This is a genomic window from Rahnella bruchi (genome assembly GCF_003614975.1).
Taxonomy (GTDB): Bacteria; Pseudomonadota; Gammaproteobacteria; order Enterobacterales; family Enterobacteriaceae; genus Rahnella; species Rahnella bruchi.
In genome coordinates this window covers 107,389-130,653 of record NZ_QZWI01000015.1, presented here as the reverse complement: position 1 = coordinate 130,653, position 23,265 = coordinate 107,389, and the positions used below count along the sequence as shown (strand labels likewise).

The window sequence follows — 23,265 nt, the reverse complement described above, 5'->3', positions numbered from 1 at the left end:
TTCCTGACTGGGCGACTTGGTTCTCGTTAGAGGAGTCGTTGTTCCCGGTCAGTGGAGGCGCATTATAGGGAGTTCTCAGAAGGCCGCAACCCTTAATTAAAAAAAACTTTTCGAATGCTTTCTTTTTGGTCTATACGTCTATTAAGCCCGCATTAATGCGATTTTTTATACGATATCTGGCCAAAATCTTCTGCGAATTTAGCCACCTGCTCCCAGTCGGTGTATTCCACTTCTTTACGGGTGTCTGTTTCGCCGCCTGTCATGCGCATAATAAGTTGGATCATCACCTTATCGAGCCAGCGATATCGCGGATAACGCAGCGCTCCAGCGAATACTGCACATATGACTGGTTTCCACGGTGTGGCCAGCAGGAACTTACGCACATAGGCATTGGTTTGCGGAGTCCGCTTCTCTGCTTTACGCGCCGTCAGATTCACACCGAAAAATGCCGAAGGCATCTGGTTCAGAGTCTGCATGTGTTTTTTAACGAACTTATCCAGCACCGGATTGAAATGGCCATAACGTATAGAGGCGCCGATCATGACCTGGTCATAGTTTTTCAAATCGATATGTTCGGCATGAACGAGGTCGATAACATCACAGCTGCACTTCTCTTTCAGCTCATTTGCTATATAAGAAGCTATCGCATGTGTCTGACCATCACGACTTGAATAGAGTATCAACGCTTTCATTCTTGTTTCCCTTTCTTAAAACTCATTCGCGCCAGAAGGTCGGCGTGAACAGTACTAATAATGTGAAGACTTCGAGACGACCAAATAACATGGTGACGATTAGGATCCATTTCGCCACCGAATTCATAGATGCAAAGTTATCGGCCACAACGCCTAATCCCGGCCCCAGGTTGTTCAGCGTGGCCGTGACCGCAGCAAAAGCCGAGAAGTTATCCACGCCCGTCGCCACAATCGCCAACATGCTGATAATGAAGACCAGTGCATAGGCAGAGAAGAACCCCCACACCGCTTCAATGATACGTTCCGGCAAAGCACGGTTACCCAGTTTGATGGTGTAAACCGCATTCGGGTGAACCAGCCTTTTCAGCTCGCGCGAGCCTTGTAAATAGAGAAGCAGGATACGGATAACTTTCAGGCCGCCACCGGTCGAACCCGCACAGCCGCCGATAAAAGCAGAGCAAAGCAAAAGAAGTGGCAGGAACAGTGGCCATTTGGAAATGCTGTCAGTGGTATATCCCGCCGTGGTCGCCATCGAGACCACCTGGAAAAAGGCCTGGTTCAACGTTTCCAGCCCGGAACCGTAGGTATTGTGGATCCACAGAATCACCGTACAGATGACGACCAGCGTGAATTGCACGCCGATAAACATACGGAACTCCGGATCACGCCAGTACACTTTCAGATTGCGTCCGCTCAGTACTGCAAAGTGCAGGCCGTAGTTACAGCCGGAAATCAACAGGAATACGGCCACAATGGTGTTAATGGTGCCGCTATGGAAATAGCCGATGCTGGCGTCGTGCGTGGAGAAACCACCAATCGCAATCGTCGAGAAACTGTGGCCAATCGCATCAAACACTGACATCCCTGCGCCCCAGAGGGACAGCGCACAGGCAATGGTCAGCAGAACATAAATAAGCCACAGCGTTTTGGCCGTCTCGGCGATACGCGGGCGCATCTTGTTATCTTTCAGTGGCCCCGGCATTTCGGCGCGATACAACTGCATCCCTCCGACACCCAATATCGGCAGAATGGCCACGGCGAGCACAATGATCCCCATCCCGCCAAACCATTGCAGCATCTGCCGGTAGAATAAAATCGCCTTCGGCAGGGAATCCAGCCCGACCAGCGTGGTCGCGCCCGTCGTTGTCAGACCGGAGAAAGATTCAAAGAAGGCATCGGTAAGGGAAAGATTCGGTCGCTCAGAGAACAGAAACGGCAATGCCCCGACGCTGCCCAACACCGTCCAGAACAGCACCACAATCAGGAACCCTTCGCGTGGCTTAAGCTCACTCTTTTGTTTCCGGTTGGGAAGCCAGAGTAAGAGCCCGATGGTCAGGGCGACAAAGAATGTCTGACTGAATGCACGCCCCGCACCATCACGGTAAATTAAAGCGACCAGTCCGGGGATGATCATCGTTCCCGAGAAAAGGATGACAAGCACCCCCACGATGCGTGTTATGGCACGAAAATGCATGCTGGTGCGTTCCTCAGCGAATTAACCATAGAAAATTAAGAAACCGGACGCAGGATAAGCGTGCCACGGCTGATATCGAATAAGTGACTGACCGTGGCCGGCGCATCAGCGGCGGGCAACGCCAGAACGAGATCTACCGCAGCGCCAAACTCACTGCGTAAAATATGCCCGCCGACTTGAGAAAGCAGCGTTTCCACCAGCTGTAACTGGCTGTAATCACACTGCACCGCAAATTCCGCCAGCGGAACTTTTTGCTGCACGACAAGTTGCTTTAATGCCTGCTGAACACCGCCGCCGTAGGCTTTTACCAGACCGCCGGTTCCCAGCATAATGCCGCCGTAATAACGTACGACGACAGCGGTAATTTCTCCGACCCCGCTTCCCATCAGCTGACTGAGGATAGGTTTGCCTGCTGTGCCCGCAGGCTCCCCGTCATCTGAAAATCCCAGCTGCTGAGAATCACCCGGCGCGCCAGCCACAAACGCCCAGCAGTGATGACGTGCGGCAGGATGCTGGTTTCTGATCTCCTGAATAAAAGCTTTCGCCGCTTCAACCCCCTCAGTTCTCGCCAGCAGAGTGATGAAACGGCTCTTCTTTATTTCTTCGCTGAAACTGACAGGCTCAGCGGGGACGGAGTAAGGCTGCATCAGGCCAGCTTCAGATCACGTGTCATATTCTCAATACGATTATCGTGGATGACAATGTTGTCTTCGATACGAATGCCGCCATAAGGTTTCATTGCCTCAATGCGATCCCAGGCAAAGTGCTTGCTGAACTGCCCTTCACGCCAGGGTAACAGCAGCGAATCAATGAAATACAAACCTGGCTCAATGGTCAGCACCATTCCCGGCTCAAGGACACGGGTACAGCGCAGATAAGGATATTGCGAAGGTGCCGCCAGATGCGTACCGGTGTCGTCTTGCATGAAACCCGCCACATCGTGCACCTGTAATCCCAGCGGATGTCCCAGACCATGCGGCAGGAAAGGCCCGGTCAGGTTCTGTTCCACCATCGCGTCTTCGCTGATATCGACCACCAGCTTGTGCGCTTTCAATAGTTTGGCGATACGGTGATGCATCTGAACATGATAGTCGGTATAGCGCACACCGGCTTTAATGGTATCGATCACCGCCAGTTCTTCGGTATTCAGATCTTTGACAAGCGCGGCGAAATCACTGTCCGGCTTTGCGGCATAGGTACGCGTCAGATCAGCGGCATAACCGTTGTATTCTGCACCCGCATCCAGCAGGAAGCTGCGCATTTCGGCAGGCGGCTGATTATCGAGCGTGGTGTAATGCAGCACGGAAGCGTGTTCATTAAGCGCAACAATGTTGCTGTAAGGCACGTCGGTATCACGGTGACCGGTGGCCGTCAGATACGCCAGATTAATATCAAATTCACTCATGCCCGAAAGGAACGCTTCTTTCGCCGCACGATGGCCGCTCACAGCCACTTTCTGCGCTTCACGCATGCAGGCCAGTTCGTAATCCGTTTTGTAGGCGCGATGATAATGAAGATAATCCAGCACCGCTTTCGGGTTCACGTTTGCCGCAGGGATACCCATGCTGATCGCGCGATCCTGACTGTAACCGATATAACCGACGCGCTTGAGATCAACGGGCAACTGGCCTTTGATGTCATCAGCGTTGACCAGCGGCGTCAGGGAAATTTCTTTTGTCCAGAAAGTCTCCGGCAGCGGCTCGTGGCTGTGCCAGTAGTCCACCGGCGAATAGAACCACAGCTTCGGCGCATTCACGCCATCCACCCATAACCAGCAATTTGGCACCTGAGTGACCGGCACCCAGGCTTTGAACTGCGGATTTACTTTGAACGGATAACTGTGGTCATCAAGGAAGGTCGTCAGCAATTCACCGGAGTGAATCAGTAACGCATCAAGCTGAGAACGTTGCAGAATTTCACGGGCACGCGTCTGCAGCGTGGCGATATGTTCTTTATAAAGCGTAGTAAGCGATTCCATCCAACTGTCCTTTTTTCACCTGAAAGACGATGCAGCATCTTACCACAGCCTCACCGCGACCATAGTCCCGGAAGGTTTGTGATCTTGCCTGCAAATAAAACACATCTCATTTGCAAATTATTAACATAAAAACCACACTCGAAAGCATCTGGTCATACCAGATCATCCCAGATGATTCAGGAGAGACACATGCTCTACCAAGGCGAAACATTACACCTGCACTGGCTCGACGGCGGTATCGCGGAGCTGGTGTTTGACGCTCCAGGCTCGGTTAACAAGCTCGACACCCAAACTGTCGCCAGCCTGGGCGAAGCGATTGCGATGCTTGAAAAACAGTCTGACCTAAAAGGTCTGCTGCTCAGTTCAGCCAAACCGGCGTTTATCGTGGGCGCGGACATCACTGAATTTTTATCCCTCTTCAATGCCCCAGCCGAAAAACTGCATGAGTGGCTGGATTTCGCCAACAGCATTTTTAACCGGCTGGAAGACCTGCCGGTGCCGACGCTTTCTGCCATCAGCGGATATGCGCTGGGCGGCGGTTGCGAATGTGTGCTGGCGACAGATTTTCGTATCAGCACCGCTGATGCACGTATTGGCCTGCCGGAAACCAGTTTAGGCATCATGCCGGGCTTCGGCGGCTCCGTGCGTCTGCCGCGCCTGATTGGCACCGACAGTGCGCTGGAAATTATCGCCGCCGGTAAAAATATCAGCGGAAAAGAAGCTCTGAAAGTCGGGCTGGTCGATGCAGTGGTTGAAGCGGATAAACTGCGCGACGCCGGCATCACCATGCTGAAAAACGCCGTTGACGGCAAACTGGAATGGCACAGCCGCCGTGACCCGAAACGTCTGCCGCTTAAACTTAGCCAGATTGAAGCGGCGATGAGCTTCAGCGTTGCCAAAAGTATGGTCATGCAAAATGCCGGTAAGCATTATCCGGCGCCAATGATTGCAGTAAAAACCATTGAAGCCGCTGCCCGTCTTGGCCGCGATGAAGCATTACAGCTGGAAACCGCCAGTTTCGTTCCGCTTGCACAATCCAAAGAAGCGCGCGCGCTGGTCAGCATTTTCCTTAACGATAATTTCGTGAAAGGTAAAGCAAAAAAACTGGCGCAAGACAGTGAGAAACCTAAGCAGGCCGTCGTACTGGGCGCGGGTATTATGGGCGGCGGTATCGCTTATCAGTCCGCGCTAAAAGGCGTACCGGTGGTGATGAAAGACATCAACGACCAGTCCCTGACACTGGGCATGAACGAAGCTGCCAAATTGCTGAACAAGCAACTGGAGCGTGGCAAGCTCGACGGTCTGAAAATGGCTAAAGTGCTTTCAACTATTCATCCGACGCTGGACTACAGCGGCATCGAACGCGCCAATGTGGTGGTCGAAGCCGTGGTTGAAAATCCAAAAGTGAAAGCTGCGGTGCTGGCTGAGGCAGAATCCCTGCTCGGCACCGACACCGTTTTGGCCTCAAACACGTCGACCATTCCTATCGATCAGCTGGCTTCCTCGCTGAAACGTCCGGAAAACTTCTGCGGTATGCACTTCTTCAACCCGGTTCACCGTATGCCGCTGGTCGAAATCGTGCGTGGCGAGAAAACGTCAGACAAAACTATTTCGCGCATCGTTTCTTACGCACTGGCGATGGGTAAAACGCCGATCGTTGTAAATGACTGTCCGGGATTCTTTGTTAACCGGGTGCTGTTCCCGTATTTCTCCGGTTTCAGTCTGCTGCTGCGTGATGGTGCGGATTTCCGCCAGATCGATAAAGTGATGGAAAAACAGTTCGGCTGGCCGATGGGCCCGGCCTATCTGCTGGACGTAGTCGGTATTGATACCGCGCATCATGCTCAAGCGGTCATGGCTGCCGGTTTCCCTCAGCGTATGGCCCGCGATTACCGCGATGCCGTAGATGTCCTGTTCGACAACCGCCGCTTCGGTCAGAAAAACCAACTCGGTTTCTACCGTTACAGCGAGGACAGCAAGGGCAAACCGCGCAAGGAAGTCGATGAACAGGCGATCAGCCTGCTGGCCGACAACCTGAAACCGGCACACGCGGACTTCTCACCGCAGGACATCATCGCCCGCATGATGATCCCGATGATTAACGAAGTGGTGCGCTGCTTTGAAGAAGGCATTATTGCCAGCCCGGCGGAAGCCGATATGGCGCTGGTTTACGGTATCGGATTCCCTCCGTTCCACGGCGGCCCGTTCCGTTACCTCGATACTCTCGGCACCGCAGAATATCTGAAAATGACCCAACAGTATGCACATCTGGGGCCGATGTATCAGGCACCGGAAGGGTTACGCGCCAAAGCGCAAACCAATGAAAGTTACTATCCGGTTGCGGCTCCGCTGGAAAACTTCAGCACCGGTAATCAGGCATAAGGACCGAAATCATGGAAAACGTAGTCATTGTTGACGCAGTCCGCACGCCAATGGGCCGTTCGAAAGGCGGCGCATTCCGCCACGTCAGGGCTGAAGATCTCTCCGCACATTTGATGCGTGCCGTACTGGCCCGCAACCCGGCACTGAACGCCAAAGATATTGATGATATTTACTGGGGCTGTGTCCAGCAGACGCTGGAACAAGGCTTCAACATTGCCCGTAACGCGTCGCTGCTGGCGGAAATTCCGCACAGTGTTCCTGCGACCACAGTCAACCGCCTGTGCGGTTCTTCCATGCAGGCTCTGCATGATGCGGCGCGCGCTATTATGGTTGGTGATGCACAAGTCAGTCTGATTGGTGGCGTGGAACATATGGGCCACGTACCGATGAATCACGGCGTGGATTTCCATCCGGGCCTGAGCAAAACCGTGGCCAAAGCAGCGGGAATGATGGGACTGACGGCAGAAATGCTGGCGAAGATGCATCAGATCAGCCGTGAAATGCAGGATGAATTTGCCGCGCGCTCCCATCAGCGCGCACATGCCGCCACGGTTGCCGGACACTTTGCCAATGAAATTGTCCCGACCGAAGGCCATAACGCGCAAGGTGTACTGATCCGTTATGATTTCGACGAAGTGATCCGCCCGGAGACCACGGTCGCCACACTGGCGGCACTGCGTCCGGCGTTCGACCCGGTCAACGGCACCGTTACGGCGGGGACGTCTTCTGCCCTGTCCGATGGCGCATCGGCAATGCTGCTGATGAGTGAATCCCATGCCCAATCTTTAGGTCTGAAAGCCCGTGCACGGATCCGTGCGATGGCGGTGGTCGGCTGTGACCCGTCGATTATGGGTTACGGTCCGGTACCAGCAACGCGTCTGGCTCTGAAACGTGCCGGGCTGAGCGTGCAGGACATCGGTCTGTTCGAGCTGAACGAAGCTTTCGCTGCACAGGCCCTACCGTGCGTGAAAGATTTGGGACTGCTGGAAACCATGGAAGATCGCGTCAATCTGAACGGGGGCGCCATCGCGCTCGGTCATCCGCTCGGCTGTTCCGGCTCTCGTATTTCCACCACGCTGCTGAACCTGATGGAGCGTCACGACGTCCAGTTTGGCGTAGCGACTATGTGTATCGGTCTGGGTCAGGGCATCGCGACCGTTTTCGAACGCGTCTGATTTCCTCTTTCCTCAAAAAACAAAAAAGCGGACGTAGAGTCCGCTTTTTATAAATCATTATTACCCGTTTTAGTTGCCGTTTTCCCGCCTGTCAGGGGCGGGCTTTTTCATCTTTCATCTTCATCACTAAATAGCTAGATGAAAGAGAAGGCATCACCAAACAGACGATCTTCCTGCGCACAGCGTTCTGCGACAAAACGTTCACGGGCAATTTTAGCCATCTCAAAACGACCGGCGATATAAATATCGTGCTCAGCCAGCGAGGAGAAATCCTGTAAAACTGCGCTCAGAACCGTACCGCTTCTGCCCTGCCAGCCATCTTCCGGCTGTTCAACTACCGGGATCACTTTCAGGTTCGGATGATTGATGCTCATCGCTTCCAGTTCACCGAGGTCATACAGGTGCTTCAGCTCGCGGCCACCCCAGTAAATGGAGATGTCACGGTGTGGTTGCTGCTCGAGGGCAGTGATAAGAATAGAACGGACGTAGGAGAATCCGGTACCACCGGCAATCAGCACCAGCGGACGTTCGCCGTCTTCACGCAGCCAGGCATCGCCGTGAGGAATGTCCACAGTGATCGCCTGTTCTTTCAGAATGCGATCCATGACCGCCATCGCATACAGATTCAGTTCTGACGCGCCGATGTGCAGCTCAATCACATTGTTTTGCGCAGGCGTAGAGGCCAGTGAGAACGGGCGCTTGTCGCGCTCGTCCATAACGACCATCAGATACTGACCCGCGCGGAACGAGAAAGGCGCTTCCGGAACGAGGCGGACGCGATACACCGTATCCGTTATCGCCTCAACCGAGGTCACTTTACAGCTCAATGTTGTCATGCGTTCCCTCTGTGGGTCATCAAAGCAAAGCGTAGGACAAAGATTCGATTATTTTTTCGCATCGTCTTTATCATTAAGAATAGCGAGTTCATCCCAAATAGCGTCGATACGCGCGGTGACCTCCGGATCTTTCACAATCGGACGCCCCCATTCACGCTGCGTTTCACCAGGCCATTTGTTGGTCGCATCCATCCCCATTTTTGAGCCCAGCCCCGAAACCGGAGAGGCAAAATCGAGATAATCGATTGGCGTGTTTTCTACCAGTACCGTATCCCGTGCGGGATCCATGCGGGTGGTAATCGCCCAAATCACGTCGTTCCAGTCGCGGGCATTCACATCGTCGTCGCACACAATCACAAACTTGGTGTACATGAACTGACGCAGGAATGACCAGACGCCCATCATCACGCGTTTGGCATGACCGGCGTACTGCTTCTTCATGGTAACGACAGCCAGACGGTAGGAGCAACCCTCTGGCGGCAGATAAAAATCAACGATTTCCGGAAACTGCTTTTTCAGGATTGGCACAAACACTTCATTCAGCGCCACCCCCAGAACCGCGGGTTCATCCGGCGGACGGCCGGTGTAGGTCGAATGATAAATAGCGTCTTTACGCTGCGTCATGTGCGTAATCGTGAACACCGGGAAACTGTCTACTTCATTATAGTAGCCGGTATGGTCACCATAAGGACCTTCAGGCGCCATTTCACCCGGCTCGATGTACCCTTCCAGCACAATTTCAGCACTGGCCGGGACTTCCAGATCGTTAGAAATGCACTTCACGACTTCCGTTTTATTGCCACGCAACAAACCCGCGAAGGCATATTCAGAAAGCGTATCGGGAACCGGTGTCACAGCACCAAGGATAGTAGCCGGATCGGCACCCAATGCTACGGAAACCGGAAAACGCTGGCCCGGATTCTGCTGGCACCATTCCTGGAAATCCAGCGCACCGCCGCGATGGGACAACCAGCGCATGATCACTTTGTTTTTGCCCAGCACCTGCTGGCGGTAAATACCCAGATTCTGGCGCGGTTTATTCGGGCCACGGGTGACGGTCAGACCCCAGGTGATCAGCGGCGCGGCGTCTTCCGGCCAGCACTGCATTACCGGAATTTTAGTGATATCAACGGCGTCGCCTTCCCAAATCTGTTCCTGACAAGGTGCGGAATGCAGCACTTTGGTTGGCATATTCAGCACTTGTTTAAACTTCGGCGCTTTATCGTATAAATCCCGAAAACCGCGAGGCGGCTCGGGTTCTTTCAAAAACGCCAGCAATTCACCGACTTCACGCAACGCGCTGACATCTTCTTTGCCCATGCCCATCGCCACCCGTTGCGGTGTGCCGAATAAATTGCACAGGACCGGCATGTCATAGCCTTTTGGATTTTCGAACAACAGAGCCGGGCCGCCAGCACGCAAGGTGCGATCGGCAATCTCAGTCATTTCCAGATAAGGGTCGACAGACTGGCTAATGCGTTTCAGCTGGCCTCTCTTTTCGAGTAACGAGAGGAAGTCACGTAAATCACGGTATTTCATGCTAATTCTGGGTCGCCGGGTTGAAGGAGGGCATTATAGAGCCTCTCCGGGGTTGTTGCTGCTTTTTTGTTATCAGCAGGTTTCTTTTTGGTAAAGCGCTTACCCTAAGCAAAGTCTGATAACGAAAAAGCAGTATAACCGTCAGTCCTGTTATTTCTGGTCTGACGGTGCGTATTGAAATCTCTGCGAAAATTACTGGCAGTTAAAAGGTACCAGAGACTTAATCGCCTGAGTATCCTGATATTCCTGCGTTTCATGTCCATGACGGAAGACTTTGAAGCCCTGGTCTTTGGCACTAAAATAGCTCAGATCGTTTCCGGACACCTGCAACAAACTGCCTTCACGCAACGCAATCACCGATTCAGACGGGTTCACCGCACAGAATTCTGCAATACGCTCATCACGGGTTTCACCCATGTGACCACTTAAATGCGCATCAATATAATGCGGATTGATTTGCACCGGGAACAATCCGAGAGCAGGCAGCACCACGGAATTACGCACAGGCATATCATTGGTGGTACGAATACTAGGCGTCGCGACATTACAACCCGCGCTCCAGCCAATATATGGCACATTGCGTTCACGCACCGCGCGCTGGACAGGTACGATCAGGCTGTTCTCATGCAACAGCTGGTTGAGCATCCAGGTATTGCCACCGCTGATAAGAATACATTCTGCACTGGCAATCGCCTCTGCAGGACTTTCTGCATGATGAATGCTGCTAACCTGAATGCCCAGCGCATCTGAAAGTTCTTTCGCACGCGCGTCGTAATCACTGCGAATCAACGCATAAGGAATGAGGACAGCAGACGTAATCTTGCGGGCCTGTAACATCATCTTGATACGCGCTTTCGCGTAGCCCAGTAACTCCGATTCGCCTGAGAGCTTACCGTTACTCAGTAAGAACAACTCCATGAGACTTCTCCTGATAAAATAAGACTGATAGAGGGGATAGGATCGTGCTTTTCTTCGATAATAAAAGATAACGGGTCGACAATCAGCAAACGTCTGCAAAGACTTGCGCCGTCTGTATCTCATGAGCGGCTTTTGGTATGCTGCCCCGCTCAACGTTTTAATGTGGGAACCTATGGAATCCTGGTATTTACTCTATTGCAAACGCGGTCAGCTTCTGCGCGCCAAAGAACATCTTGAGCGCCAACAGGTTAACTGTCTGACACCGATGATCACACTGGAAAAAATGGTGCGCGGACGCCGCACGGCGGTCAGCGAGCCCTTGTTTCCAAATTACATGTTCATCGAGTTTGACCCTGAGCGAATCCATACCACGACGATCAACGCAACGCGTGGTGTCAGCCACTTCATTCGCTTTGGTACAAAACTGGCAACCGTTCAGCCGGATGTGATCAAACAGCTGATGGAGCCACCGACGATTGAAGTTCGCGATCCTGATACGCCATATGAAGGCGATTCGGTTGTCATTACTGACGGTATTTTCGCCGGTATCGAAGCTATTTATACTGAGCCCGATGGTGAGGCCCGGTCACTGCTGATGCTCAACCTTATCAATCAGCCTGTTCGCCAGAGCATTGAAAATACCCACTTCCAGAAACTCTGACCGCTATTTTCCACATACTGAGACGAAAAAGGCACCCTTCGGCGGTGCCTTTTCATTGGACTCAGCGACGTTCCGGCAACGCAAATAGCTTACGTGCATTGGCATCTGTGATATCTGCCAGCCATTGCGGATCTTCACCCCGCCATAACGCCACCTGTTCCACGATATGCGGCAGGAAAGCCGGTTCGTTACGACGGTTCTTAGGTTTGTTCTCCATATCCCGCGGCAACAAATACGGCGCATCAGTTTCCAGCATCAGCCGTTCAGCCGGGATCAGCGGCAGCATTTCACGCAGTTCCAGCCCGCGGCGCTCATCGCATACCCAGCCGGTAATTCCAATCGACAGGCCAAGGGACAAATACAATTCAAGCTCCTGTCGTGTGCCGGTAAAGCAGTGCACCACGCCACCTGGCAAATTTGCCAGCCAGGGTTTCAACAATGCCGCAAAACGCTCACCGGCGTCGCGACAATGTAAAAACACCGGCAGCTGTAAGTCTTTCGCCAGCGCAAGTTGCGCTGTAAAAGCGGCTTCCTGAAGGTCTGCCGGAGAAAAGTTGCGATTGAAATCCAGCCCGCATTCACCGATGGCGACAACATTGGGCAACTCCGCCAGCTTGCGAATACCTGCGGCAACCTGCTCATTCCAGTCGCTGGCCTGATGCGGATGCACGCCTGCAGTTGACCAGCAAAAATCCGGATGTTCTGCCGCCATCTTCTGCGCTTCAACACTTTCCTGCGCGGATGTACCGGTGATCAACATACCGCTCAGCCCGGCGGCTCTGGCTCTTTCCACTACCTGTGGCCGGTCTTTATCAAACTGGCTGCTGGTGAGATTTATACCGATTTCAAACATGGGAAGTCCTGAAACAGAAACCGCCCATCAGGGCGGTTTTTTAAAGCAGAATAGGGATTATGCAGGCTGATCCGGATCGGTATCAGACTCAGAATCGACATCAGACCGGCGGCGTGCTCCGACGTAGAAACGGGCAAAGAACACACCAATTTCAAACAGCAGATACATCGGGATTGCCAGCAGCGTTTGCGAGAACACATCCGGCGGCGTTAGCAACATGCCAACCACGAATGCCCCGACCAGGACATAAGGACGTTTCTTTTTCAGGTCTTCCGGCGTAGTCACGCCACTCCAGCAGAGCAGCACAATCGCGATAGGCACTTCGAAAGAGACACCAAAGGCCATGAACAATGCCATCACGAAATCGAGATAGTTGTTAATGTCAGTCGCAATCTGTACGCCTACCGGTGCTGTTTTCGCAAAGAAAGCAAACGCCAGCGGGAACACCACGAAGTACGCAAATGCCACGCCGAGATAGAATAATGCAGAGCTTGAGAACAGCAGCGGCATCATCAGACGTCGTTCATGTTTGTACAGCGCAGGCGCTACAAACGCCCAAACCTGATACAAAATGAATGGTGCGGATAAGAACACCGAAACGATCATCGTCAGTTTGATTGGCGTAAAGAACGGAGATGCGACGTCGGTCGCAATCATGCTCGCGCCCATCGGCATCTGCTTAATCAGCGGTGAGGCCACCAGCTGATAGATGTCATTTGCAAAATAAACCAGCGCTAAAAACACCACCAAAATGCAGATAATGGCATTCAGCAGACGCTTGCGCAGTTCAATCAGATGACTGATCAGTGGTTGAGTATCTTCAACTGCCATGTTTAACGGTCACCTGTCGTTTGGGTTGATGAAGCCGGTTTGACGGGTGCGGCAGGTTCAGCAACGGATGCTTCATCAACAGCAGCTTTTGTCACCGGTGCAACCTCAACAGAAGTATCAGGCACCGGTTCCGTAGGTGTCATCAATGGCTGAGCAGCATGAGCGGTTTTATTCGATGCCAGCGCGGCTTCAACAGCGCTTTGTGGCGCGCCTGCCGGAGCAGAAACCACTTTGTCTGCCGTTGCCGGTGAAACACCTGCGTCATGATGCGCTTCCGCTTCATCCAGAACCGGATTATGAATGGTATTGCCTTCAGCTTTGGCTTCTTCCACCGCCTTCTCCGCAGGGTTTAGCCCTGAATTGATCGACTTTTTCATGGATTCTGCCGCTTCCTTCAACTCGTCCATGGACGCTTTGATTTCAGGCGTTAAATTCTTCAGACCGGACTCTTCCGCTTTCTTCAGGCTATCCTGCAATTCCTGAAGTTTCAGCTCCTGCGATAATTCGCTTTGAACTGAAGCAGCCATTGCACGAAGCGTACGGATCCAGCCTGCTACTGTTCTCACTGCTACAGGTAAACGCTCCGGCCCGAGAACAACCAGGCCAATCACCAATACCAGCAGCAGTTCACTAAATCCAATATCGAACACGGCTTATACCTGCTCTTTGTTTTGGCTCTTGGTGTCTTCTGCTTTCGCTTCTGGTTTGCTTTCTACAGACTTAGCCGTGAAATCAGCATCAGTAGGAGAAATGTCAGCGTCTTTGGTTTTTGGCTGACTGTCGTCATCACTCATGGCCTTTTTGAAGCCTTTGATGGAAGCGCCCAAATCTGAACCCAGACCACGCAGTTTCTTCGTACCGAACAGCAGTACCACAAGAACAACGAGAATCAGGATTTTTGTAATACTAATACCACCCATTTTTTTCACCTCAATAGGAAGGAACGACATTCATTGCCGTTCGCAAACGGCATTCAATTTAAAACAAATATGATTAGCTGGCGCGCTTCCATCCGATTAACCAGGAAACAGCACCGGCAGCCATCAGGCAGGCCGGGTAAATTTTCACGTCGCCTAACAGCAAAAGTGTTCCGCTTAACAACAGCGTCGCACCTATTCCCAGAAGATAACGAGACTGACCCTGACGGGAACTCTGGTTATGGATCTGTGAGGAAAGCTTCTCAATGTTGTATTGCAAAAGCTTGTGCTGATGCAGACTCTGATACACCAAATCCGGCAACTCTGGCATTTTCTCGAGCCAGAACGGCGCACGCTCTTTCAGTGCACGGATCATCGCCGGTAAACCGACCTGATCCCGTACCCAGCTTTCAAGAAACGGCTTCGCCGTAGTCCACAAATCCAGCTGAGGATAAAGCTGACGCCCGAGGCCTTCGACATACAACAGCGTTTTTTGCAGCAATACCAGCTGAGGCTGGACTTCCATATTAAAGCGGCGCGCCGTGTTAAACAGGTTTAACAATACGTTGCCAAAGGAAATCTCTGCCAGCGGTTTCTCAAAAATCGGTTCGCAGACTGTACGAATAGCAAATTCGAATTCTTCAACGTTGGTATCGCGGGGGACCCAGCCGGAATCGACATGCAGCTCAGCCACTTTGCGATAATCGCGGTTAAAGAACGCGATGAAGTTCTCCGCCAGATAGCGCTTGTCTTCCTTATTGAGCGAACCCACTATGCCGCAATCGATCCCTATGTAGCAAGGGTCTTCCGGCGTTTCGTAGCTGACGAAAATATTGCCCGGATGCATATCGGCGTGGAAGAAACTGTCGCGGAAAACCTGCGTGAAGAACACCTGCACGCCACGTTCTGCCAGCAGTTTCATATTAGTGCCCTGCTTTTTCAGAGCCTCAATATCAGAAACTGGAATGCCGTAAATGCGCTCCATGACCATCAGGCTTTCACTGCAGTAGTCCGGATACACTTCCGGCACATACAGCATCGGGCTGCCTTCAAAGTTACGACGAAGCTGAATCGCATTTGCTGCTTCACGTAACAGATTCAGTTCATCGAGCAAAGTTTTCTCATATTCGCGCACCACTTCACGCGGGCGCAAACGGCGACCATCTGGCAGCAAAATCGGCAGCCAGCCCGCAAGACGCGACATCAGGCGGATATCCGCCACAATAGTCGGCAAAATGTCTGGGCGGATCACCTTAAGCACCACCGGTTTGCCATTTTCCTTGAGGATTGCCGTATGAACCTGTGCAATCGAGGCAGAAGCCAGCGGCGTCTGATCGAATTCATCAAACCAGGTTTCCAGCGGGCCACCGAGTGCGGCATCAATTTGCTGACGCGCTTTGGCACCATCAAACGGCGGCACATGGTCCTGCAGCAGAGCAAGCTGATCGGCAATATGCGGAGGGAAAAGATCACGGCGTGTCGACATCATCTGACCGAACTTGATCCATACCGGCCCAAGTTGTTCCAGCGCCAGACGCATGCGCTCACCCAATGGCTTTTCTTTATGACGATGAGGTAACCAGAAAAAAAGATAACGACCCATTCGCAGCGGCAGCGTTAAGCGGATTTTAGGGATCAGTTCGTCAAGGCCGTAGATCAGAAACATGCGGATAATCAGATATAAACGTCGCATTTCCCTAGGCGTCACGGTTTGCCCTCCAGTTTTTCGATACGTTTATCCAGCGCATCCAGTTCGTGCACCAGCGCAGAAACCTCATCGCTAAACCAGACAACTTCCAGCGGGCCAGGCGCCATTTTCCACTCTTCGGTAAGCGTCTGCGCCACATAACTTTGCTGGTGCTTCACGCCTTTTTGCAGAAAACGAAAACCACCCTGAACCGCCTGACTTAACCCCTGAGCGGCAATATCACCGATATAGGGTGCCAGGAATTCTGCGGGCTCAAACTCAGCCAAATCCAGCAACGCGGAAAACTGCTGAACCACGGAAATATCACCGTCGACCACCAGTTCGCCGCTGCGCATCATTGGCGACAGCTGCTGACGATCACGTAATTTACGCAGAGATGAAATCCGGGAAGTGACGGTGCAATCGGCCGCGCCGTCCCATTGTCCGAGCACGTCGATTTTTTGCTCGCTGAAAACAAACGTCAGCGGTGCGCTCAGTTCCTGCAATTCAACACGTAAAACTTTACCTGCCAGACGCGTGCGCGCCGCCTTCATGCTGCGATCTTTGAAAAGCAGAAAATTAAGCGGCGTCTCGATAGCGGCAGTCAGCAACGGCGTTAACAACATCGGCATACCCATATCAGAATTTGAAACCCCGATGCAGCGCGACAATGCCACCCGTCAGATTGTGATACGTCACATTTTCAAAACCGGCATCGCCCATCATGCCCTTCAGGGTTTCCTGATCAGGGTGCATACGAATAGATTCGGCCAGATAGCGGTAGCTCTCAGCATCCTGCGCAACCAGTTCACCAATGCGCGGCAGGATGTGGAAGGAATAGGTATCGTAGGCTTTGCTCAACGGCTTGAGGAGAGGTTTGGAGAATTCCAGAACCAGTAAACGGCCACCCGGCTTAAGCACACGGAACATTGAACGCAGCGCTTTTTCTTTTTCGGTGACATTACGTAAGCCGAAGGAAATCGTGATGCAGTCAAAATAATTATCGGGGAAAGGCAGTGCTTCGGCGTTCGCCTGAACGTAGCTGACGTTACCGACGATGCCGAGATTACGCAGCTTTTCGCGGCCCATCTTCAGCATGGAATCGTTGATATCAGCGAGAACCACTTCGCCCTTTTCACCCACCAGACGGGAGAATTTTGCGGTCAGGTCACCCGTACCACCGGCCAGATCGAGCACACGTTGCCCCTGACGGACACCGCTGCAATCGATAGTGAAACGCTTCCAGATGCGATGAATACCGAAAGACATCAGGTCATTCATCAAATCATATTTTGCCGCAACGGAATGGAAGACTTCTGCCACCATTTCCTGTTTTTCATCTTTGGCTACTGTGCGAAAACCAAAATGAGTGGTTTCCTGCGTCTGCTTTTCCATTTTATATGCCTGCTTTTTCAGTCGAACTCTTGGGGAGAAGTGTATCAGAACCCATAGGAAAGCCCCATCACCGATGGTGATTCAACATATTGCAATGATTCATTCGTTGAATCAGAAATGCACTACGGATCATTCGGGCAAGCGCGGCCTATTGATGCGGGTTTAGCTCGCGCGGGTTCAGTGTTTGTTCTTCTTCCGCATCAGAGGTATCTGGCAGAGATGCGGTATCTTCAGGTTCATTTTCCGCTTTAGCCATCTCAGCCAGAGACGGACTAATTGGCCGTTTAACTTCAACACCCAGAGCACGAAAACTCTCAACCTGCCCGATAAGATTACCACGGCCTTGCGAGAGTTTATTCATCGCGGAACGATAACTTCCCTGCGCTTTATCGAGACTTTGCCCCATCGACTCCATGTCATCCACAAACAGCCGCAGTTTGTCGTAAAGACGCGCAGCGCGATCGGCGATACGTTTGGCATTCTGGCTCTGGTGTTCGTAGCGCCACAGGTTGCTGATCGTACGTAACGCCACCAGCAGAGTTGTCGGGCTGACAAGCATAATATTGTGGCGCAGGGCTTCGCTGATCAATTCGGGCTCCCGGTCGATCGCCAGCAGAAACGCGGGTTCGACGGGGATAAACATCAGCACATAATCCAGGCTGCGCAAACCAGGCAGTTGCTGATAATCTTTACGGCCCAGCAAGCGGATATGGCCACGCACCGAGGCAATGTGCTCATTCAGCGCGATTTCACGCTCAGCGTCATCTTCACTGTTAAAATAACGCTCGTAAGCGACCAGCGTCATTTTGGCATCAATCACCACGTCTTTGTTCTGCGGTAACCGTACGACCACATCGGGTTGCATGCGGCTGTTGCTGTCTACCTGCACACTGACCTGCTTCTGATACTCATATCCTTCGCGCAATCCGGAAGCTTCAAGCACGCGGCTGAGTACCACTTCACCCCAGTTACCCTGGGTTTTGTTGTCACCTTTCAGAGCCTTGGTCAGATTGACAGCTTCACGCGCCATTTCGACGTTCAGCTGTTGCAGATTGCGGATCTCGTGCGCCAGCGTATGCCGTTCACGGGCTTCTTGTCCGAAGCTGTCCTGCACCTGACGTCGGAATCCGTCGAGTTGCTCGCGCAGCGGCAACAGTAATTTGTCGAGGCTTTGCTTGTTCTGTTCGTCGGCGCGACGGCCATTTTGTTCAAAAATCCGGTTCGCCAGATTTTCAAACTGGCTGCTCAGGCGCTGTTCGCTGTTGATCAGCAGACGTTGTTTTTCTTCGGCTGCCATGCGGGTTTCATCCAGACGGGTGGACACCTCACGCAATTCGGCCTCCTGAGCACTGTTGATTTCCCGCTGTGCGCGCAGTTCCTGATTCAGTTGCTCGCACTCGTTTTGCCAGTGCGCCAGTAATTGCAGTTTCTCCTGACTGGCGGCCTGCAGGCTGTGCAGTTTCCTCAGTTCCAGTTCGGCTTCACGCAGTTGCTGCTGGCCCGACAGCCTCTCGCTTTTATACGTATCATTTTCCGCCCTGACCTGTTCCAGCGATTGTTCCAGTAAACGGCGTTGCGTTTCATACTCCGTCTGCTGTTGCTGTTGTCGCAAACTGGCGATGAGCCATCCCAACAGTAAGCCAATTAACGCCGCTGCCAGGGCAGTCAGAATGCTGATATCCACGCGATTTCCCTCTTGAAGTCTCTTGCGGCCAAGGTAATGTCAGGCTGTATGGATGTCCAGTCTATTTTCTGTTGCATTGAGCCTTTGCGAGACGTCTTCCAGAAGAGAATTTCTCTGCACCTGCCCCCTTGCGGCGGTCAGCCACAGGGAGCAGGATTCAGAACCAGCGGCTCAGCCACTGAATGCCGAAAGCACCGGGAGCCAGAATGCCGAAAGCCCAGATAAGCGCCGACGTTACATTGGCTATCTGAAAATACTTTTGCGGCATACCGCAGATACCGGCGACCAGCGGCACAACGGCGCGCAGCGGGCCAAAGAAACGGCCTATAAATGCGCCCGGCATACCCCATTTTTCAAAAAAGGCATGCCCGCGAACCAGCATTTGCGGATGACGGGAGAAAGGCCAGAAGTTCCCAACTCTGTCCTGAAAATGGTTGCCGACCCAATAGGAAAGCCAGTCGCCGAAGAAAGCCCCTGCAGCCGCAGCAGCCCAGATTGGCCAGAAGGGAATACCGGTTTCGCCAATCAGCGCGCCCAGTCCCAGCAGGATAAAGGTTGCCGGAAGGAGCAACGACAAAAAGGCCAGAGACTCGCCAAAAGCCAGAAAGAAGACGATAGGCGCGGCCCATACCTGATGTGCACGGATAAAGGTGGTCGTGTAATCGAGAAGGTCATGAACAGTCAAAAATGCAGTTCCTTTAATCAGAGATACGGAGCCGGAATTCATCAATTATTCCAGACGCATTACTAACATGACCTTAACAGATCTGCTTAACAGGGCAAAAAAATGGGCCGCCAGAGGCAGCCCATCAATGTGAGATTAGTCAGTGATTCAGGTTTGCGAGCGCAGCCATCGCATCTGCGGCTCGAAGGATGACGGGAAATTAGATCAGACGTCGAGCGGCTTCTACAACAATCCTGACCGCATGGCTCTCGGTCTTCTTCATGGTTTCCGCATTAGGAATTTCCTGCTGCGTACGGTTCACGATAACACCGGCAACCATACCCGCACGCAGGCCCTGGCTGGCACACATGGTCAGCAAGGTAGCGGATTCCATTTCGTAGTTCATAACGCCCATTTCCTGCCACTCTTTCATCGATTCTTTGAAGCGACGAACGACGCGGCCGGAGAACGTGTCATAACGTTCCTGACCCGGATAGAAGGTGTCAGAAGACGCGGTAACGCCAATGTGCGTGGCAGCGCCAACGGATTCTGCGGCAGCAACCAGTGCGGTAGTGCAGGCAAAATCGGCTACCGCCGGGAATTCCATTGGTGCGAAGTGCAGGCTTGCGCCATCAAGGCGGACGGCTGCGGTAGTGACCAGCACGTCGCCAACATTAATGTGTGGCTGGATAGCACCGGTTGTACCGACGCGCAGGAAAGTACGGATCCCCAGCTGTGCCAGTTCTTCAACCGCGATGGAAGTCGAAGGACCACCAATACCGGTCGAACAAACAATCACAGATTTGCCGTCAAGCTCAGCACGCCATGAGGTAAATTCGCGGTGGGAAGCCAGACGAACCGGATTCTCCATCAGTTTGGCAATTTTTTCCACGCGCTCAGGGTCGCCGGGAACAATCGCCAGCGTCGCGCCGTTTAAATCTTTTTTGGCCAGGCCAAGATGGAAAACTTCAGGCTGAGACATAACAAACTCCTCTGTGTGTAAGGTCATAAATTGGCAGGAGGAACACCCGGCAACTGTACTGAACATTGTGACGTTATTTCGTGACGGTCGTCACTATGGTGTAACAACAGAAATTACGCATACATTTAATTTGTGATGCAAATCACAAATTAACGGGCAATTGATGAGGTTTTGAACAGCCCATCTCCGCTATCGGAGACGGGCTGTTTTCAGATTATGGCGGATCAGGCAGGAACGGAATCTGCCGCCGCACTGCGCGACCAGATCCGGTGTTTGAGCATTTCTTTCAGGAACGTTTTCAGTAATGCTCCCTCAGCTTTCTCGCCCTCGACGACACCTTCTTCCGGCACATCATCCGTCAGCCCCAGCAGCGATTTGAAGCGGCGCGCGTCACCGCTTAATCCGATGACTTTCAGATGCTTATAGGCTTCAAGCAGGTAATGACGGGAATCGCCGTTCATCAGCAACGCATCAATGTGCCCGTGAGGAACAATGACTGCATCAACGGTAATGGAAGGCAAACCGGCAAATGTGGCATCCACCGGCAGTGTCGAACCATCATCGGCGGTGACATTCCCTAAATGGCTGGCCAGCAGTTTAGGATGCACACCCGCCGCCTGAAGCGCCTGTAAGGTTTCCAGTACATCCGCCGCATTCACGCCCTCACCCAGCAATACCGCCACCTGACGTCCTTTGATTGTGCCTTTGCCACTGGCGTACAAACTCAGTGACGGATCATTTTTCAGGCCATTCACCGGCTTCGGTGGTTTAATTTTCTGGGTTTCAGCCGACAGCGTAATCCCCAGATTTTTCGCCACTGTCTGAGCCAGTCCCTGATCGACATGCGCCAGTAAATCCACCACACGTTCGCGGATATAAGGCCGCGCGACTTTCGCTAATTCAAATGAGAAAGCTCCGGCGATATGATCCTGCTCCACCGCCGTCTGGCTCAGCCAGAACAGGCGCGGATGAGCATAATATTCGGCAAATGACGGACTGCGCTGACGAATTTTTTCTGCATCAATTCGCTCCGGATAGCTTTCAAAACCGCCGCCGGACGCTGCCGGAGGCGTTTCCCTCGGCCAGTTATTGTTGATGGAATTCGGCTCGTAATTCGCCGGATTCGTATCGATATCCTGCCGGTGCATGCCGTCGCGCTGGAAGTTATGGTACGGACAGGTCGGGCGGTTAATCGGGATCTCATGGAAATTCGGCCCGCCAAGACGGCTGATCTGCGTATCGGTGTAAGAAAACAGGCGGCCCTGCAACAGCGGATCATTGGTAAAATCAATGCCCGGCACCACGTGCCCCGGATGGAATGCGACCTGTTCGGTTTCCGCAAAGTAATTATCGGGGTTACGGTCAAGCACCATCTTGCCGATAAGTTCTACCGGCACCAGTTTTTCGGGAATGAGCTTGGTCGGGTCGAGCAAATCGAAATCGAATTTAAATTCATCTTCTTCCGGGATCAGCTGAACGCCCAGCTCGTATTCCGGATAATCACCGGCTTCGATGGATTCCCACAAATCTCGGCGGTGGAAATCCGCATCTTTCCCGGCCAGTTTCTGCGCCTCATCCCATAACAAAGAGGCCTTTCCGGCCAGCGGTTTCCAGTGGAAACGCACAAAGGTAGCTTTACCTTTGGCATTCACGAACCGGAAAGTATGGATACCAAAACCTTCCATCGTGCGGTAACTACGCGGGATCCCGCGGTCGGACATCGCCCAGAAAACGTTGTGCAGGGTTTCCGGTTGCAGGGACACGTAATCCCAAAAGGAGTCGTGCGCGCTGGCGCCCTGCGGGATTTCGTTATGCGGTTCGGGTTTTACCGCATGTACAAAATCGGGGAATTTATGCGCATCCTGAATAAAGAATACCGGCGTATTGTTGCCAACCAGATCGTAAATCCCTTCATCGGTATAAAACTTGGTTGCCCAGCCGCGGATATCACGAACGGAATCCGCCGACCCGCGCGCGCCCTGAACGGTAGAGAAACGCACAAAGACCGGCGTTTTCTTTTTCGGATCAGAAAGGAAACTGGCTTTTGTCACCGACTTCATGCTGCGGTAAGGCTGAAAATAGCCGTGCGCCGCCGCACCGCGCGCATGAACGATGCGTTCAGGAATGCGCTCGTGGTCAAAGTGAGTAATTTTTTCGCGGAGAATAAAATCTTCCAGCAGCGTCGGGCCACGGTTACCTGCTTTCAGCGAGTTCTGGTCATCGGAGATTTTAGTGCCCTGATTGGTGGTCAGCGGCTGCTTTTCACCATTTTTACGATGACGCTCTAACGCATCGAGTTTGGCATTGGTATTTTTCGGACTTTTGGCACTGCCGGAAGCGGTCGGCTCTTTTCCCGGCGGCGTCGGTTGTGGCGAAGGCTGATAAGCGCGATCTGCCGGTGCCAAATCGCCAAGGCCTGGTTGTGAGGACTTGATGCCCGTGGCGGGGGCGCGGCTTACCGGTTTTGGCTCACTTTTTTTGGTCACTTTAGACGGTGATTTTGACATTGAACATAGCTCCTCAGACAAAGGTTTCGGGTGTTCTGTGGACGTTATCTAAATCTTCCCTGATGACTTTCCTGATTAACTTTTAACTAT

Annotated in this window: 21 protein-coding genes; 3 read left to right on the top strand and 18 right to left on the bottom strand. The window is 52.6% G+C overall.

Translation table 11 applies throughout. The annotated features are described in order from the left end of the window. Positions 1-152: 152 nt before the first annotated feature. Genes hemG through pepQ form a run of 4 tightly spaced genes read right to left on the bottom strand, consistent with a single transcriptional unit; the run spans position 153 to position 4,144 of the window. A complete protein-coding gene (hemG, locus tag D5398_RS20715; protein WP_120509310.1) occupies positions 153-692 on the bottom strand; it encodes a menaquinone-dependent protoporphyrinogen IX dehydrogenase in 540 nt (179 codons plus the stop codon). 22 nt (positions 693-714) lie between these two features. Next, entirely contained in the window at positions 715-2,166 is a 1,452-nt protein-coding gene (gene trkH / locus D5398_RS20710) for a Trk system potassium transporter TrkH (protein ID WP_120509309.1), read from the bottom strand. Between the two features lie 35 nt (positions 2,167-2,201). Then, positions 2,202-2,813: an IMPACT family protein gene (locus D5398_RS20705; protein WP_120509308.1), complete on the bottom strand. Its 612-nt coding sequence runs from the start codon at positions 2,811-2,813 to the stop codon at positions 2,202-2,204. Continuing rightward, positions 2,813-4,144: a Xaa-Pro dipeptidase gene (gene pepQ, locus D5398_RS20700; RefSeq protein ID WP_120509307.1), complete on the bottom strand. Its 1,332-nt coding sequence runs from the start codon at positions 4,142-4,144 to the stop codon at positions 2,813-2,815. The genes D5398_RS20705 and pepQ overlap by 1 nt, the downstream gene beginning before the upstream one ends. 189 nt (positions 4,145-4,333) lie before the next feature. Between pepQ and fadB the strand changes: the two genes are divergently transcribed. Next, entirely contained in the window at positions 4,334-6,526 is a 2,193-nt protein-coding gene (gene fadB, locus D5398_RS20695; protein WP_120509306.1) for a fatty acid oxidation complex subunit alpha FadB, read from the top strand. Between the two features lie 11 nt (positions 6,527-6,537). Beyond that, positions 6,538-7,701 (top strand): acetyl-CoA C-acyltransferase FadA, encoded by a 1,164-nt coding sequence (gene fadA, locus D5398_RS20690; RefSeq protein ID WP_120509305.1) that lies wholly within the window; start codon positions 6,538-6,540, stop codon positions 7,699-7,701. A gap of 134 nt (positions 7,702-7,835) precedes the next feature. Here the strand turns inward: fadA and fre are convergent, their stop codons facing one another. From fre to pepE, 3 genes are all read right to left on the bottom strand, one after another. Continuing rightward, the gene (gene fre / locus D5398_RS20685; protein WP_120509304.1) at positions 7,836-8,537 is read right to left on the bottom strand and encodes an NAD(P)H-flavin reductase; all 702 of its coding nucleotides are present in this window, start codon (positions 8,535-8,537) and stop codon (positions 7,836-7,838) included. Positions 8,538-8,585: 48 nt separating this feature from the next. Next, positions 8,586-10,076, bottom strand: a complete 1,491-nt coding sequence (gene ubiD / locus D5398_RS20680) for a 4-hydroxy-3-polyprenylbenzoate decarboxylase (protein WP_120509303.1) — start codon at positions 10,074-10,076, stop codon at positions 8,586-8,588. A gap of 192 nt (positions 10,077-10,268) precedes the next feature. Continuing rightward, the gene (gene pepE, locus D5398_RS20675; protein ID WP_120509302.1) at positions 10,269-10,994 is read right to left on the bottom strand and encodes a dipeptidase PepE; all 726 of its coding nucleotides are present in this window, start codon (positions 10,992-10,994) and stop codon (positions 10,269-10,271) included. A gap of 172 nt (positions 10,995-11,166) precedes the next feature. On the opposite strand from pepE, the gene rfaH reads away from it, so the two are divergent. Continuing rightward, complete coding sequence (rfaH, locus tag D5398_RS20670; RefSeq protein ID WP_208646038.1) at positions 11,167-11,655, top strand: transcription/translation regulatory transformer protein RfaH; 489 nt, start codon at positions 11,167-11,169, stop codon at positions 11,653-11,655. Between the two features lie 61 nt (positions 11,656-11,716). Here rfaH and tatD read toward each other — a convergent pair whose 3' ends face one another. From tatD to katE, 11 genes are all read right to left on the bottom strand, one after another. Then, complete coding sequence (gene tatD / locus D5398_RS20665) at positions 11,717-12,508, bottom strand: 3'-5' ssDNA/RNA exonuclease TatD (RefSeq protein ID WP_120509300.1); 792 nt, start codon at positions 12,506-12,508, stop codon at positions 11,717-11,719. Between the two features lie 57 nt (positions 12,509-12,565). After that, positions 12,566-13,339, bottom strand: coding sequence for a Sec-independent protein translocase subunit TatC (tatC, locus tag D5398_RS20660; protein ID WP_120509299.1), 774 nt, complete (start codon positions 13,337-13,339; stop codon positions 12,566-12,568). 2 nt (positions 13,340-13,341) lie between these two features. Beyond that, positions 13,342-13,989, bottom strand: coding sequence for a Sec-independent protein translocase protein TatB (tatB, locus tag D5398_RS20655; protein ID WP_120509298.1), 648 nt, complete (start codon positions 13,987-13,989; stop codon positions 13,342-13,344). 3 nt (positions 13,990-13,992) lie between these two features. Beyond that, a complete protein-coding gene (gene tatA, locus D5398_RS20650) occupies positions 13,993-14,259 on the bottom strand; it encodes a Sec-independent protein translocase subunit TatA (protein WP_120509316.1) in 267 nt (88 codons plus the stop codon). Positions 14,260-14,332: 73 nt separating this feature from the next. Beyond that, a complete protein-coding gene (gene ubiB, locus D5398_RS20645) occupies positions 14,333-15,964 on the bottom strand; it encodes a ubiquinone biosynthesis regulatory protein kinase UbiB (protein ID WP_120134748.1) in 1,632 nt (543 codons plus the stop codon). Further along, positions 15,961-16,569, bottom strand: a complete 609-nt coding sequence (gene ubiJ / locus D5398_RS20640; protein WP_120509315.1) for a ubiquinone biosynthesis protein UbiJ — start codon at positions 16,567-16,569, stop codon at positions 15,961-15,963. Before ubiJ ends, ubiB begins: the two co-directional genes overlap by 4 nt. A 13-nt stretch (positions 16,570-16,582) precedes the next feature. Next, complete coding sequence (ubiE, locus tag D5398_RS20635; RefSeq protein ID WP_120509297.1) at positions 16,583-17,338, bottom strand: bifunctional demethylmenaquinone methyltransferase/2-methoxy-6-polyprenyl-1,4-benzoquinol methylase UbiE; 756 nt, start codon at positions 17,336-17,338, stop codon at positions 16,583-16,585. A 148-nt stretch (positions 17,339-17,486) separates the two neighbouring features. Continuing rightward, the gene (rmuC, locus tag D5398_RS20630; protein WP_120509296.1) at positions 17,487-19,022 is read right to left on the bottom strand and encodes a DNA recombination protein RmuC; all 1,536 of its coding nucleotides are present in this window, start codon (positions 19,020-19,022) and stop codon (positions 17,487-17,489) included. Between the two features lie 157 nt (positions 19,023-19,179). Then, positions 19,180-19,707: a DedA family protein gene (locus tag D5398_RS20625; RefSeq protein WP_120134776.1), complete on the bottom strand. Its 528-nt coding sequence runs from the start codon at positions 19,705-19,707 to the stop codon at positions 19,180-19,182. A gap of 199 nt (positions 19,708-19,906) precedes the next feature. After that, positions 19,907-20,668, bottom strand: coding sequence for a uridine phosphorylase (gene udp, locus D5398_RS20620; RefSeq protein WP_120509295.1), 762 nt, complete (start codon positions 20,666-20,668; stop codon positions 19,907-19,909). Positions 20,669-20,892: 224 nt separating this feature from the next. Then, positions 20,893-23,175 (bottom strand): catalase HPII, encoded by a 2,283-nt coding sequence (katE, locus tag D5398_RS20615; RefSeq protein ID WP_415838488.1) that lies wholly within the window; start codon positions 23,173-23,175, stop codon positions 20,893-20,895. Between the last annotated feature and the right edge of the window lie 90 nt (positions 23,176-23,265).